This is a genomic window from Rossellomorea sp. GCM10028870, assembly GCF_042666755.1.
Taxonomy (GTDB): Bacteria; Bacillota; Bacilli; order Bacillales; family Bacillaceae_B; genus Rossellomorea.
Map to the genome: position 1 here is coordinate 75273 of NZ_JBHTGN010000002.1, position 15058 is coordinate 90330.

General features: G+C 42.7%; 12 protein-coding genes. 5 read left to right on the forward strand and 7 right to left on the reverse strand.

Annotation, left to right across the window (positions count from 1 at the left end):
• Window positions 1-92 precede the first annotated feature (92 nt).
• The 5 genes from ACFQWC_RS11270 to ACFQWC_RS11290 all read left to right on the forward strand — a co-directional run bounded on the left by ACFQWC_RS11270 (window position 93) and on the right by ACFQWC_RS11290 (window position 7182).
• Window positions 93-566, forward strand: coding sequence for an acyl-CoA thioesterase (locus ACFQWC_RS11270; RefSeq protein ID WP_299744882.1), 474 nt, complete (start codon window positions 93-95; stop codon window positions 564-566).
• A gap of 314 nt (window positions 567-880) precedes the next feature.
• Window positions 881-2131, forward strand: a complete 1251-nt coding sequence (locus tag ACFQWC_RS11275) for a helix-turn-helix domain-containing protein (protein WP_341357689.1) — start codon at window positions 881-883, stop codon at window positions 2129-2131.
• 306 nt (window positions 2132-2437) lie between these two features.
• Window positions 2438-6511 carry a S8 family serine peptidase gene (locus tag ACFQWC_RS11280; RefSeq protein WP_377107355.1) on the forward strand — a complete coding sequence of 1358 codons (4074 nt, stop codon included), beginning with the start codon at window positions 2438-2440 and terminating at the stop codon, window positions 6509-6511.
• 141 nt (window positions 6512-6652) lie between these two features.
• On the forward strand, window positions 6653-6904 hold the full coding sequence (locus ACFQWC_RS11285; protein ID WP_377107357.1) for a YuzF family protein: 252 nt from the start codon (window positions 6653-6655) through the stop codon (window positions 6902-6904).
• A 92-nt stretch (window positions 6905-6996) separates the two neighbouring features.
• Window positions 6997-7182 (forward strand): hypothetical protein, encoded by a 186-nt coding sequence (locus ACFQWC_RS11290; RefSeq protein WP_299744870.1) that lies wholly within the window; start codon window positions 6997-6999, stop codon window positions 7180-7182.
• Between the two features lie 43 nt (window positions 7183-7225).
• Here the strand turns inward: ACFQWC_RS11290 and ACFQWC_RS11295 are convergent, their stop codons facing one another.
• The 7 genes from ACFQWC_RS11295 to nagE form a co-directional block, all read right to left on the reverse strand.
• Window positions 7226-7999, reverse strand: coding sequence for an arylamine N-acetyltransferase family protein (locus ACFQWC_RS11295; protein WP_299745142.1), 774 nt, complete (start codon window positions 7997-7999; stop codon window positions 7226-7228).
• A gap of 110 nt (window positions 8000-8109) precedes the next feature.
• Window positions 8110-9063 carry a PDR/VanB family oxidoreductase gene (locus tag ACFQWC_RS11300; RefSeq protein WP_299744867.1) on the reverse strand — a complete coding sequence of 318 codons (954 nt, stop codon included), beginning with the start codon at window positions 9061-9063 and terminating at the stop codon, window positions 8110-8112.
• Complete coding sequence (locus ACFQWC_RS11305; protein ID WP_299744864.1) at window positions 9060-9542, reverse strand: dimethylamine monooxygenase subunit DmmA family protein; 483 nt, start codon at window positions 9540-9542, stop codon at window positions 9060-9062. The genes ACFQWC_RS11300 and ACFQWC_RS11305 overlap by 4 nt, the downstream gene beginning before the upstream one ends.
• Window positions 9539-10477 (reverse strand): heme-dependent oxidative N-demethylase family protein, encoded by a 939-nt coding sequence (locus ACFQWC_RS11310; RefSeq protein ID WP_299744861.1) that lies wholly within the window; start codon window positions 10475-10477, stop codon window positions 9539-9541. Before ACFQWC_RS11310 ends, ACFQWC_RS11305 begins: the two co-directional genes overlap by 4 nt.
• 75 nt (window positions 10478-10552) lie before the next feature.
• Window positions 10553-12421 carry a squalene--hopene cyclase gene (gene shc, locus ACFQWC_RS11315; RefSeq protein ID WP_377107361.1) on the reverse strand — a complete coding sequence of 623 codons (1869 nt, stop codon included), beginning with the start codon at window positions 12419-12421 and terminating at the stop codon, window positions 10553-10555.
• Window positions 12422-12533: 112 nt separating this feature from the next.
• Window positions 12534-13247: a DUF2161 domain-containing phosphodiesterase gene (locus ACFQWC_RS11320; RefSeq protein ID WP_299744856.1), complete on the reverse strand. Its 714-nt coding sequence runs from the start codon at window positions 13245-13247 to the stop codon at window positions 12534-12536.
• Window positions 13248-13526: 279 nt separating this feature from the next.
• Window positions 13527-14975, reverse strand: a complete 1449-nt coding sequence (gene nagE / locus ACFQWC_RS11325; RefSeq protein WP_377107364.1) for an N-acetylglucosamine-specific PTS transporter subunit IIBC — start codon at window positions 14973-14975, stop codon at window positions 13527-13529.
• Window positions 14976-15058 lie beyond the last annotated feature (83 nt).

Consider the following 15058-nt stretch of genomic DNA (forward strand, 5'->3'; position numbering starts at 1 on the left):
AGGATTCTGGACGTCCGCTTGAAGTAGCCGCATCTTCTTTTCAAAGGGAGATGCTTTTTTTTATTTCAGAAATTAAACTGGGAGATGAGAAAATGGAACAAGCTTATTCGGTAGAACGTTCACGAACCATACAAACAAAATTGGTACTGCCACCGGACACCAATCATATGCAAACGATTTTTGGAGGGAAAGTCCTTTCCTATATTGATGAAATTGCGGCACTATCAGCAATGAAGCACTCCAGCTCAGTCGTCGTCACGGCATCGATTGACTCCGTCGACTTTTTGTCGTCTGCAACGGTCGGTGATGCGTTAAGTCTGGAAGCCTACGTTACGTCTACAGGTCGAACATCCATGGAAGTATATGTAAAGGTCTACTCTACGAATCTTGTAACGAGTGTCAAAACCCTGACGACTGAATCATTCCTGACGATGGTCGCCGTTGATGAAAATGGTAAGCCCAAGCCGGTACCAAAAGTCATACCAAAGACGGAAGAAGAATCGAGGCTTTTCAATACGGCTCCTTTGCGAAAAGAGCATAGAAAAAATCGTGCGCTTATTTTGTGAAAAGTCCCTGATTGCTAACTCTCCTAATAAACAAGAACACTCAGAGCTTCTCTAGGCTTTGAGTGTTTATAAGGGCTAGTCTATTGATCCAAATTGGAATGAAAACGGGGTTGGTTTTAGAGCGGGAAGTCATCCAGGATTCCTTCTTCTGGTGAAAGAAGTACAGGATCAACTCTAGGAAGAAAAGAGAAAAACAGTATAGAGATGCGATTTGGATGTTATTGCCTTCAGACCTCCGTCTTGTTCTAAACCTATAGAATACCGAGAAAATATTTCCTATAATGGATAATAAAATAGTTCATTTGGGGTGTAGTATGATCGAAGGTAAATTAATTAAATTTCATCGTGAAGATTCGGGTTTGACTCAAGAGCAGCTTGCACAGGGGATCTGCTCTACCACACATCTAAGTAAAATCGAAAGAGGGATCACAGAGTATTCCAGTGAAATTACTGATTTACTGGCAAGGAAGCTTGGAATCAATATGGAAGTCGAACGTTCTCGGTATCATTCGTTACAGGCTAAATTATCTGAATGGAATGATGCAATTATTATGATTCGAACCAATGACATCCATCAACTTAAAGGTGAAATCGAAAAGGAACCTTTAAGGTTTCTATCTGACTTCATCATTCAATACAACCTTTTCCTGGCAAGATATTATTTATTTTTGAACAAGCATGGAAAAGCCAAGGAAATCCTGGGCATGTTCGAAAACAAAAACTATCCTCTATCCCCTTTCGAACAAAATTTATTACTTCATGTCAAAGGGATCTACTATCATTCAACAAGACAATTTAACACTTGCATAAATGTATTGAAACAGATTGACGATGAATATCCGAACTCCGAATATTATTTTCATTTGGCATTAGCCTATCATTCCATTCATTCAAACACCTTTGCCTATTATTATGGGCAAAGAGCCTTGCATTTTTTCCAAAAAACATTGAATATCCTTAGGGTCATCGATTCTGAAACGTTAATTTTAATTCAATTGAATGCCAAAGAACCCTTTGATATGGAAGAAACCAAACAACAGTATGATAAGCTCCTCAGAGTCTGTGAATCCGTTAATTCCAAGGAAAGGGCACATAAAATCCATAACAATCTGGGATTCGAATATTTTAGGAGAAAACGATATTCTGAATCAAAAGATTCCTATGAAAAAGCATTAAAACTTATTAATGAAGACACGCCAGCGTCACATTATTTAGTCACACTCAGCGGATATATACTAGCTTGTCTGAAAGGGAATCTGCTTTCTTCCGAAGAACTCAATCAATTAGCGACAAAAGGACTAAAAAGGGCTACTCAGCATCAGGACCCCACCTACGTTTTCTTTGAAATATACTTACTTACCATAAAAGGAAATGAACAAGAACTATATGAGTATATTGAATATACAGCTCTCCCCCATTTCAACAAAACGGGGAGCAAGTTGATGTATCAGCATTATGAAAGACAACTATTTTTATATTATGTAAAAACCGGGCAAACAGAGAAAGGATTCAAACTTGCATCCAATAAAATGTCCAATGAAATAAGCTATTATGAATTAGAATAATGACACTTTTAATGATAAAAGGAGGTTTTCTTTTATCATTTTTTTATTCGGCTGATTTCTCGTTGATTGTTAGCCACTATATTTGTTTTGTTTTCTGAACAACCCCAACTCACCGCCATTATTTCGCAACTTTCCTCCTACCCCCTCCTAAAAAATCAGAAGATAAATGATTGTTAAACTCCAATCAGTAGTTAAATAGTCCCTAAACAAACCCCCATACAAACATGACAGATTTAAATTTACACTATTAATTGTAATAATTTTTAGAATTATCGAACTAACAACTAAAGAAAAGAGGTAGAGATGATGAATGGATCTTCCATCGCAAAGAAATCAGCTGTGATTGCATTATCCACTGGATTACTTTTATCCCCTGTATCGGGCTACTCCTCTCCAACAGCTACAGCTGCGGATTGGAAAGCAGAAACGATTTTATCTTCTTTGACAGAAGAGCAAAGACAAGCATTGCATCAACTGAAATTAAATAACGCAGAAGGTCTCCAAGGATTTCAACCGAATGAATTGGCATCCGGTGAAGAAATCTCCGTTATCGTCGAATTCCAATCCAAACCTGGGCATGTAGCCGTACTAGAAGCTGCAGTAAAAGGAAAAACAGTAAAGAAAGAAGACGCCAAAGCCCAAGTGGAGAAAGAACATAAGATGTTCAAAGAAGATGTTGCAAAACATCTATCTACTAGTCTTGTAAAAGGAAAAAAGATAGAGCCGAAAATCACCCAAACCTATAAAGAAGCATATAACGGTGTGGCGATGACCCTTCCGGCCAATCAAGTAGAACGCCTGCTAAACTCCAAAGCCGTCAAGGCGGTATTTAAAAACCAGACCTATACTGTCGATCCGGTTCAACAAGATCTTCCTAATGATGTAGACCGTGAAATCACAACATCTGTTGAAAGCATTCCTTATTTAAAAGTGGATGAATTACATAAGGAAGGAATCACAGGAGACGGAATCAAAGTCGGCGTGATCGACACAGGTGTTGACTACAACCACCCTGATTTAAAGGATGCCTACAAAGGCGGATATGATTTTGTTGACGACGATGCGGATCCAATGGAAGCAACGTATGAAGATTGGAAGAGTACGAGTGAACCAGAGTTCAGTTATACGGGAAATCCCTATTATACCTCTCATGGTACTCATGTATCCGGAACCATTGTAGGACAAAACGAGAATGATAGTGAAGTATCTGTAGAGGGAGTTGCTCCAGATGCTGACTTATATGTGTATCGTGTCCTTGGTCCTTACGGAAGTGGTTACACCGAAGACGTCCTTGCAGGAATTGAGAAATCGGTTCAAGATGGTATGGATGTCATCAACCTCTCATTGGGAGCAAGTGTCAATGACCCTTATTACCCTACAAGTACCGCCCTTAACTATGCTGTGTTAAATGGTGTGACGGCCGTTGTTTCAGCCGGGAATTCAGGACCAAATGACTTTACCCTTGGCTCTCCTGGAACAGCAGCTTTAGCTTTGACTGTCGGGGCGAGTGATGTCCCTGTTTCCCAAACCACTTTTACCGGTCAAACGACAGCTGGCTGGTCGACCGGTATTGTGAGTATGGCTAGGGGATTCGCTCACACATTCGATAGTCTGGAAGATCAATCACTAGAATTAGTAGATGTTGGCCTAGGGTATGAAGCAGACTATGCGAATAAAAATGTAGATGGTAAGATCGCTTTTGTTCAGCGAGGAAATTTTGCTCTGAATGACAAGGTGAAATTTGCCAAAGAACATGGTGCTAAAGCCGTGATCATGTACAACAATGCAGAAGGTCATGTAGGATATAACCTCGGAGAATCAGCCCATTATGTCCCGGCCTTCTCGATGACAAAGGCTGCCGGGGAAGAATTAAAAGCAGCAATCGAAAGTGGCACATCAAGCTTCACGTTTACGAACTTAGAAGAAAGCTTTACAGAGGGTGACCAGTTAGCCGATTTCAGTTCAAGGGGTCCAGTCAACAAAAGCTTGGATATGAAACCTGAAGTGGTCGCTCCCGGGGTCAGCGTTCTATCGACTTTCCCTTCTTTTATGATCGATCCTGAGAACACGGATGACTATCAGTATGCTTACTCAAGACTTTCAGGAACCTCGATGGCTTCTCCATTCACAGCGGGGCTGGCAGCTTTACTTTTGGGAGAGAATCCGGATCTCGAGCCAGCTGATATTAAAACGATACTCATGAACTCATCTGATCCTTTGAAGGGAGATTACAGCGTATTTGAGGTTGGTGCAGGAAGAGTGGATCCGTATCAAGCCCTCCATAGCCAAACAACGATTCAAATAAACGATGAAACGTTGCTTCCTAATGGCGAAGAACTGATTGCAATCGATCATCCAACTGGGGGATTGAGCTTTGGAAATCAGGTAGTGGCCGAAGGAGATCACCTCCGCGTACAAAAAAGCTTTGAAATCACAAATAAAAGCGATCAAAAGAAAACCTTTGACATTACGTTTGAAGAAAATGTACAGGAAGGCACCCTTAGTCTCAAGGAAAATGGAGTTGAAGTGACTTCAGACAAGTCTATTAAAGTGAATGGTGGCAACAAAAAGACTTCAAATTTCTTCCTGACAATGCCTAAAACAGCTGCGAAAGGGATTTACGAGGGATACCTGGTCGTTACGAACCGTAATGATCAAACAGAAAGCTACCGCGTGCCATTTAGCGTAAAGAGATCGGAGGAAGGCTTTAATACACTTGAATTGTTATCCCCCACCTTTGCACCTTCTCACTATACTCACGGATATGATCCATTCCGCTATCCATGGGCACTGGTTGAATTCAACCTGAGTTCACCGATGGAAAGCATGGATATCATCCTTCAGGACGGGGAAACAGGTGAAGATTTAGGATTAATCGGTACACTCGATCTGCAGGGTGCCCTGCTGGATAACAACTACTTACTAAGAGCATTCCAGGGTGGCTATTTCGCATTTACCGGTGATAAGAAAAATCCCGTTTCAGAAGAAATGACCATCGCAAAACCTGGGCACTATAAGATCAAGTATGCGATGACAGATCCTAAAGGCAAAGTAAAAACAAAATCAGAGCATTTCTATATCGACATTGAAGGTCCTACATTCAAGAGTTCCCTGGATGGTGAGTCACCGTTCCTTGAATATAAGCGGGGTCAGGAAACGTACCCTTTTGAGATTGAAATTACAGATCCACTTATTGAAAAAATGCAAGCAGCAGGAATCGACACAGATCAATCCAAAAACTTTATGATTTATTATTGGAATTCACCTTTCCCTTCGTCACCTCTTTACATGGATGAAAACGGTAAGTTTGTCGAAGAAATTGCGATGAATGAGAATGTGAAAGCCCTTAACTTTAGAATGAATGGCTATGATATGGCTGGGAATAATAGTACGATGAAAAACTATTTCTTTATTAAAGAAGGTACTCCGAACGCGTATCTGAAAACCGATGTCGATACCGTTACAACAGGTGAAACCGTAAAGGCAACCCTATTACTGGATAATGTTCAAGATGCAAAGGAAGCCACCTGGACATTTGAAGATCACTACGGAAAAAAACCAGAAGTGATTGATGCCAAGCTATCCGGGGAGTTTCTAGAAAAAGCTTCCCTGACACTTGAAGGAAATCAAATTAAAGTCACCTTCAATGAACCTGTTGAAACATTCGATCATAGTGCGATCGTTGAGGTGCACGTAAAACTTCAAGATGAAATCTTCACGAAAGAGGATGGATTGGACCCGACGGTAACCGTTACAGATTCCAACAATGAAACAATGAATTTATTACATGCTGGTGCAGGATTCACTGTAAATCCTGACTTTAACTCAATAAGGGGATATATAAGTCCTGAAGGATTTGATAGTGGAAGTGGCTACAATGCCAAGAAGGATTGGTCAAAAGCAGATGCAACTGTAGAATTCAAAAATTCAACAGGAGACGTCTTTACACCATCATCCATCACAGATAATGGTGAGTACTCCATTGAGAAACTCCCATTAAGCAAAGACCCTTATGATATAACCGTAACACTTCCAGGCCACTTCTTAACTAAGAAGAATAATGAGCAAATCGGTTATGAGTACAACGGAATGCTTTACGGAAAATATCATAGAGTGAACAATATGAAACTTGTCGGAGGAGATGTCAACCAGGATCATGTCATCGACATTCATGATGCCATTGCCATTCAGGATGCCTGGAATACTAATAATCGTGCTGCCGACATCAATTTCGATGAAGTGGTGGATGCGAACGATATGAATTTTGTTCAAAAGAACTATCTATTACAGAATGAGCATGTTAAGAATGCCCCTGCTCCAGTTGAATCAGCCGACGGAAAAACGTTGGATTCGATTTTAGAGGAATTAGGACTGAACTAAACATCATGCCAGAATTTAAAGGAATGGGCCCTCGTTACATCAGGGTTCATTCCTTTCTGCTTTGAGCCATAATACAAACCACCCTTCTTACATACAAATGAAGAGATAGTCTAAAAAATTCATCTTGAAGGATGGTGCTTCATGTATAGCTATTATCAGCCTTATGATCGTAACCAGGGCATGAATGTAAATACTTCCTATACCACTTTGATTGATCCATTCGTCGTCAGCAGACTGCAGTCCGTCATGGGGAAAATGCTCATTGTGGAGACTACGAAAGACACGATTCGAGGCGACTTGATTGAGGTTCAACCAGATCATATCGCACTTAAAGCTGGTGACTCTGTATTTTTCGTGAGAATTCAACAAATCGTCTCCATTATGCCTGTTTAAATAGTCAATTTGCAATTAGGCAACATCACGAATCTTGGGTTCAACTTCCCCTTCCCTCCGACATATACTACCCTGAGAGGAGGCATGACAGAATGGATCGTTTTATTCTTTTGTTAGTAGCGGGTATCTTATCCGGATTTGCATTGTTGAAAGCTCCTTTAGCAGGGACGTTTTTAGCAAGCATAGCCCCGGTAACAAACGTCATTGGCATATTAGCAATTCTCATATTCTCTCTTTTCCTTATATATAAAGGCGTTATGGAAATACTCGGCAAGTAAAAATATGGACTCAGATATTTTTCTGAGTCTTTTTTTATGCTTATTATTCAAACCAGATGTTCAGCAGTTTTTTATATTCCTCATGATCAATTTCCTCTTTCGTCATCTCTCCATCCTTCCACTGTGTAAAGGACGTATCGGTTAATGTTACATTCCCGTTATCAGTCCTTTTTGTCAACAATGGATGCTTGTTGAAAGGGGAAGCTGAATGTTTGGCAATAATCGTTTGAATGTCATTCAATTGAGTGACATCCTTTATGTGATCACGCGAATCGAAAGCATATCCGGTTCTCCATTCCGAATGCTTATGCTTTAATTTCATTTCAAAAATATAATCTCCATGGGGACTGTCGGCCTTTTTAACTCTAAACTGACCATTTGAAGAAACGACCTCTTCTCCCGATAATGGCACTGTTTTCAACGGGAGATTTCCTCCAAATCCCGTATCAATCACATATGATGAATCGTTGTGTGTGACTAAAATCACCACATGGGTCCTTCCTAACGTCTGGTACTGCTCTTTATCATGATCGTAAACGACTCCCCGAACGAGAGATGCATCAAATTGATTTTCGACCAAAAATAAATAAAACAATGAATTCAATTCATAACATAGACCACCTTCGTTCTTCACGAGCACTTTATTCATTAGATTTTCTTTGGTAAGATCAGTGAACGTATTTCCAATAACACATAGATTTTCGAATGGGATGCTTTTAGCTGTTTCTTCTAAAATGGTATCTAATTGTTGAAAGGTTATTTTCCCTGTGGGTGGATAATGTATTCTTTTGCGAAATAATGTATTTAGATCGGTAATGGTGAGCCCTCCATTTCTTAAGCGTCATTCTACATTATGTTGTATCTGTTTATTATTTACTTTTACAATGTCGAATTTCAAGAAAAACACCTTATATGCCAAACGCCCTATCACAACTGAATTCGCAACTTTCCAGACTGGGCACGCGATACACATGTCAGAATCGACCGGTGTCCATTCCGTTCTTCCTCACTCAAAAAAGAATCACCATGATCGACTTTTCCCTCTATCACGTTTAATTCACATGTTCCGCATCGCCCAGCCCGGCAGGAATAGGGAGCTTTGATCCCTAACTCGAGCAGTGCCTCTAACAAAGTTTCTTCTTCCGACACAGAAATGGTTTGACCACTCGTTAACTCCACTTCAAATCTTCGACGTGTTAGTGTCTGTGGAGGAGTGAATCTCTCGCAATGAATACTCCGCGGAGGATATCCGATTTCAAGGGCACTTCTAGTAAATTCTTCGATGAATGAAGGTGGACCACAGAAGTAAACGTGGGTTCCTATTCTGTGCTTCCAAAGTGTTGTATCTGTCAACCTCTTTTCTTTTGAAAAATAAAAGTGAGCCTGCTCAGGAAAGGTTTCCGTTAGAAAGGAGTAGAAAGGGCAAGCCTCTTTCGATTTCACTGCATAATGGAGTTCGAAGGTCCGTCCCTCCTCCTTAAGCTCTGCCATCATGGACATGTAAGGGGTGATACCGATTCCCGCGGCATAGAATACATGGTGTTTTGCTTTAAAACTCAGTGGGAAATGATTTTGTGGAAATCCCACTCGTAAGGTATCCCCCACTTTCATCCGTTCATGCCAATACATAGATCCCCCCTGGGACGTTTCTTTTAGACGGATGGCGATTTGATAGGCGGCTGTTTGACCAGGTGGGTTCGTTAAGGAATACGACCTGGCAATGGTTTGTCCATCCAGCTCAACATATGTAGTGATATGGGATCCCCCGCTAAAATAAGGAAGGGATTCGTTATGTTCATGAACAAGAGTAAACCTCTTGATATGAGGGGTTTCCTGATGAATGGACCTGACTTTTACGGGGATGGTTTTGAGTAGATTCACCTTTGACCACTCCCCATTTCTAAGGTAGCGTAACCGAGGAATGACCCTCGTAATGGAGAGTAGTGATCGGAAATGGACAACTTTAAGTGACAATGGGAACAGATCGTCTCGAGTTTACCCAAACCCTCAATCTTTGTTTTCTGATGACATTTGCAACAGAAAACTTCGATCATTCTGATACCGTGACCAATTAACTGCACTTCCTCTTCAGAAAAACCACATTCCACAGCCAGGTGCTTGAGACCTTCCAGCTTCCCCCACTCCATTGCTATATATAGAAAACTGCCCATCCTCTGATTTCGCAACCACCGTGAGATATTGGTTTCTTCCTTTTCACCAAGATACACCACTTCAAAGGAGACATTCTCCTTCATCACTTTTTTTATGATAGGAGTCAGTCGTTTCATCCCTTTATGATCACCGCAAAATAAATACTTTCGTTTACTTGGTACGAACGCTGGCTGTGTCTCGGTCTTCACTTTATCACCCGCTTTTCATTCAAGTATTCAATAACCTCTTCTTTAAAAAGGGAAATCCCTTTGTAATCTGAGATAGGTGGTGGAAGCTCCTGCAGGATCCGGTGAAATTCCTCGGTCCACTCCGGATTTCGAGTGAACTTATCCAGTGAGAGGAGGTGGGTATGAATCGTGAACAGTAAACCGTTTGACCCAGGCAAACGGAACAGTTTCTGCACTTCTACCCGCAAATGAACGAATGCCCCGACATTTTCTCCAGTAACTACCCTTCTATCCTTCCCCCACTGATCAAAGGTCTCAAGAGAAGTATCCAACCGATCCCCCGCCATTAACGACCAATTCCGCCTGACCCAAGGATCACCTGCTTCCATATGCATTAAAAACCTCAGAATTCGTTGATCCAATCCTACTTCTTTAAAACCGGGTATCGGCTTATGGATCTCTTTAAAACTCATTCCTGAATTAAAAGCCAGGGACCAATTAGCAGGAAAACAAAGCTGTCCCGCATCCAAATATAAATCCCCATCCCGCTGCATCATGAAAATCAGGTCCTCTTGTACATGTCGACCGATAAAATCGAGTGGTTCCAATGATAAAGTGGATTCATCCCCAAGTTTAAAGGTTTTTTGTTCATTTAGAATGTGGTTGTGGAACGTCCATTTTCCATCATTTTTTTCAAGGGAAAACTGCTGAGGATAACACGTAGTAAGATGTTGAATGACCAGCTCTGCTATTTCCCATTGAGCTTTCAAGGTATGCGGCCGGGACTGAAAGCACCGTTCGGGATGATGCGTAAGCAGTTTCCGTTTAAGCTTGATTTCTTCTTCATAAGAAGAGGTAATCTCAACACTCCTCTGCTCCTCCAAAGGAACCGAATTATTCGAATACCGATACACATCCCCCTTAAAGGGATAAGGAAACGAATCCACTTTCACCATACAACCACCCTTTTATCTGAAAATTCTTACTTTTATTTTATCGTATAGAGGGACGGACCTCAAGAGGTCCGTCCCTCACCCGTATTTCTCATTGTACCGGCTGAGTGTAATCAGGGGCCATATCCACCGGTAGCTATGGTAGTGTATATAGAAGTGTCCTGGAAGACCGACTCCCGTTGGATACGTTTTGGAAGAGTCATCTGATGCTCCTTTTATTAATTCGAGAAGAGCCATGATGCCCAAGTCGATCGCCGGGGTTGGTTTGTCTTCGATACAGATGAGAGATTCCAGTGCCCATGCTGTTTGTGAAGGGGTAGAAAAGGAAAGAGGTACGTATGTCTTCTCCTGATCACTGTAACAGGATTCTCCCCAGCCCCCGTCTTTGTGTTGAATGCTTTCCAGCCAAGCTTTTGCTCTTTGGATATGTTTATCAGAAGACGGCACACCCGTTGCTTTCATACCCGTGATGGCCGCCCATGTTCCATAGATATAGCAGACACCCCAGCGCCCGTACCAGGACCCATCTTCCTTTTGCATCAGCTTCAGCCATTGTATCCCTCTTTTCACCTGAGGATGGTCCTTTGTCAACCCTGCCCGGCTGCCCAGGAATTCCAGGGCTCTTCCTGTTAGATCAGGGGTTGATGGATCGATTGCCGCTGCCTCTGCCCCGTCCATAGGAAATGAAGTAAGGATTCCTTTCGTCTTGTTTTTTTCAAAAGCCGGCCAGCCTCCATCACGGTTCTGCATACCAAGTGTCCATTCAAGCCCCCGGTCCCACGATTGCCGCACAAGTGGTTTTTCAGCAGCCCAATAGGTAATGGCCCTGAGTGCCGCCGTCGTGTCATCCACATCAGGGTGAATGCTGTTGCTCTTTGAAAAGCCCCAGCCCCCAGGCTTCACAACGCTCTCCATCGCCCAATCCCCATAGCGGAAATGTTGTTTCTTGAGAAGGTACTCCACCGCTTTGTCTATGGAGCGGTCCCGTGCATCCACCCCCGCCTCCTGAAGGGCATAGCCGATCAAGGCTGTGTCCCACACGGTTGAGGGTGAATTTTGAATATGAATGCCTTTCTTCGTTTCGCAGGCCATCTCTTTTAATCCACTCATTGCCTTTACGATTATAGGGTCACTCTTTTTGTATCCCAAAGCAAGCAGTGCATAAATCATATAAAACGTTGTGCTGAAATAACTAAGATACGTCCCATCGGATTCAATTCTTTGCAGCATATACTGCTGGGCAAATTGTGTGGCCTGTTGATGCAAATGAGATGGAATACTTATTAAGGACTGTAAGCCCTCGTTGATTTTCGAAAATAATTTCAGCTCCCTTTCACTGTATCTTACTTCATGTGGTGATCGGGACAGATGCTGCATTTGTGGAATGCTGTTTGATTTTAATGAGAATCCTTGATCCTTCAGCAACAGCAGCGGTGCCAAATGAGCTCGTGCATAGCTGCTGAAATCCCAGAAATTCAAGGGGAATTGCTTCGGAATCATTAAAAACCCGATGGGAATCGGAAGCAAATGCCTCCAATCATATTGTCCATGAATGGCAAGCATAAATTTCGTAATCGAGTGCGCCCCGTGAATACCACCCTTTTTCTCTATGAAACGCTGGGCTTTCTCCAGTCTCTTGTCATCCTTCTCCACCAACCCACTAAATAAGAGAGCAAAGTATGCCTCAATCGTTGAAGACAGATTTCCTTCCTTCTCATCCTCAAAAAGCTTCCATGTCCCTTCCCTTGTTTGCACTTTCCAAAGGCGGTTCACCAACCGTCCCACAAGCTCTTCATCATCCATCTCAAGGGAACGCAGGAGAATGATCATATACGCATCGGTCATCAAGCTATTTTCAAAGCAGAAGGACCAGCTTCCGTCTGCATTTTGTTTATGCTGAAGATCACTCACCATTTTATGAATCGTACTCTCAATCTTCTTTTTCATACATTTATCCTCCCGATATCTTCTCTGATGTAATGTATATGTGAAGAATGCGGGTACTAGTAGTGAGATGCAAAGAAGAGCCCGCTCTCCGGTTACGGAAAGCAGGCTCTTTCTATTGTTCTTCTAATTTCTTTGAGTAATAGCTTACGAGTTCGGGATACTTTTCAAGCTCTTTTTTTCCTTGCTCCGTTATCTGGTAAACTCCCCTTTTCACCCGCTCAAACCAGCGGTAATAATTCTTCTGAAGAATGGATGGGGTTTTCGTACCCGTGCCCAGCTTGGCTAAGTTCCTCGGTGACATGGGCCCGTGTTTTTCCAAGTAACAGGCGATCTGAATGCAGTTTTCCTTGTAAGCCGTCATGATTTTCGTCTTATTGCTGCCGCCTACATTGTAATCTGCACTGCGCCCTTCGATTTCTTTTACAAGCGCCGCCCGTTTCCGCTTACTGTTCTTCATACTCTTTTTCCGGTCAAAGGCTTCTGGATGAATGACAAAATCAAGTTTTGGCGTTTTCGTCGTAAATGAAACGGTGATCAGACCGAGCTCCAATCTGCGAACCAAGTGGCAGACATCATTCCACCGCTTTGACCGGGGACGCTTTGGTTTCGGGATCGCAATGTACACCAGGTCTGTGAGTCTCTGCCGCTTTGTCGCTTGAATAAGAAGCTCGACATTCAATGAAAGCTTCAATTCCACAATCACAAGTTCTTCTTCTTTAAAAGCAGTCACATCACAATCGTTCACTTCGCCGTTCACCTGGTATCCCTGTTTATGAAAATGTTTTTGGATCGGTTGATAGAGATCCGATTCTTTAAGTTTCTTCATGGTAAAAACCTTCCTGGGAAAGAATTCTATAGGATAAAGTATAGACTATTCTTGAGATTTTTGCAGTTTGGGAGAAAAAGAGACCCCAACTCCTTGTGCGGGAGTTGGGGTGGAAGGCTCTCGGTTTCGCTTATCTGCCATGTTGGGGATTCATCTGCCATTTAGGAAGTATATCTGCCTTTTTTTATTTTATCTGCCATATTTACCATATATCTGCCATTCTGCAAAAAAACGATAAACTCCCCTCCATTAAACCCATCACACAATCGGCCGACACTCCTACCCTCGAATCTTCTCAATCTCATCAGCCACAAATTGCACCGACGTCCCGACAATCACTTGAATGCTATTTTCCCCAACCACATGGAGGCCCGGAACCCCTGTCGCTTTGATCCGCCCCTGATCCACGGCATCCATGTCCTTTACTTCCACTCTCAATCTTGTTATACAGTTATCTACAGATGTTACATTTTCATCTCCGCCGAGTCCTGCATAGATTTCCTCTGCCATCACGGCAAACTTTTCGCTTTGAGTATGCACTGTTGCATTCTCCACTACTACTTCTTCATTATCCTCTTCACGCCCTGGAGTCATAAGATTGAATTTCGCGATCATGAAACGGAACAAGAAATAGTAGAGAAGGGCAAATACGACACCTTGTATGAGCAGCATGTAAGGAAGATTCGCTAACGGAAGTCTTGAGCTCAGGACAAAATCGACGAACCCTGCGCTGAACCCGAACCCGGCCGTCCATTGAAAGAAGGAGGCAATCGCCAAGGATAACCCTGTCAACACAGCATGTGTTACATAAAGGGCAGGTGCCACGAACATAAAGGCAAACTCAAGAGGCTCAGTCACCCCTGTGAAAAAGGAAGCAAAACCAGCTGCCAGCATAAGTGACGCCACCTGCTTCTTCTTATTTGGTTTTGCAGCATGATAGATGGCAAGTCCCGCTGCAGGAAGACCAAACATCATAACCGGGAAGAACCCAGCCTGATACATACCCGTCACACCTTTTTCACCGTTACCTGACCAGAAGTTCCCGATATCATTAATACCGGCAACGTCGAACCAAAACACGGAATTCAAGGCATGATGCAATCCAGTAGGAATTAATAATCGATTAAAGAATCCATATAGACCAGCACCCGTGAAGCCGAGCCCACTGATTTCCTTCCCGAATGAAACCAGGGCAGTGTAGATGACCGGCCAAACAAACAGCATCACGCCTGATACAACCAGCATGGCAATCGCCGACATGATCGGAACCAATCGTTTTCCGCTAAAAAAGGCAAGGGCATCCGGAAGCTTCACGTGACTGAAGCGATTGTACATAGCTGCCGCAACGATCCCTGACAGAATCCCGACAAACTGATTACCGATTTTCTCAAATGCAGGATTGACTGCTGCGGCATCCACACCTTGAAGCAGTGCAACTGAGTCCGTTGAAAGGAGTGTCGTAATCACGAGATAAGCGACCAACCCGCTCAGTGCTGCAGATCCATCCTTTGTTTTGGCCATACCCAATGCTACACCGACTGCAAATAGAATCGACATATTATCTATGATCGAAGCGCCAGCCTTAATTAAAAAAGCGGCAATCGGACTATCCGCCCCCCAGCCGGTTGGATCGATCCAATACCCAATCCCCATCAAAATCGCTGCAGCCGGCAAAACGGCAACCGGAAGCATTAACGAACGACCAATACGCTGAAGATATTTCATCATTTTGTTTTCCCCCTATCAGTCTTCAATTTTAATAAAATATAAGTGCGTCCCTCCCATCCTGTCTTTGGACAAAACTCTTACAG

Bases quoted from the DNA above. Each gene is read 5' to 3' on its own strand.
- shc (WP_377107361.1), bottom strand. From the start codon at position 12,421: ATGAAAAAGAAGATTGAGAGTACGATTCATAAAATGGTGAGTGATCTT.
- ACFQWC_RS11320 (WP_299744856.1), bottom strand. From the start codon at position 13,247: ATGAAGAAACTTAAAGAATCGGATCTCTATCAACCGATCCAAAAACAT.
- nagE (WP_377107364.1), bottom strand. From the start codon at position 14,975: ATGATGAAATATCTTCAGCGTATTGGTCGTTCGTTAATGCTTCCGGTT.
- ACFQWC_RS11275 (WP_341357689.1), top strand. From the start codon at position 881: ATGATCGAAGGTAAATTAATTAAATTTCATCGTGAAGATTCGGGTTTG.
- ACFQWC_RS11270 (WP_299744882.1), top strand. From the start codon at position 93: ATGGAACAAGCTTATTCGGTAGAACGTTCACGAACCATACAAACAAAA.
- ACFQWC_RS11285 (WP_377107357.1), top strand. From the start codon at position 6,653: ATGTATAGCTATTATCAGCCTTATGATCGTAACCAGGGCATGAATGTA.
- ACFQWC_RS11280 (WP_377107355.1), top strand. From the start codon at position 2,438: ATGAATGGATCTTCCATCGCAAAGAAATCAGCTGTGATTGCATTATCC.
- ACFQWC_RS11310 (WP_299744861.1), bottom strand. From the start codon at position 10,477: ATGGTGAAAGTGGATTCGTTTCCTTATCCCTTTAAGGGGGATGTGTAT.
- ACFQWC_RS11290 (WP_299744870.1), top strand. From the start codon at position 6,997: ATGGATCGTTTTATTCTTTTGTTAGTAGCGGGTATCTTATCCGGATTT.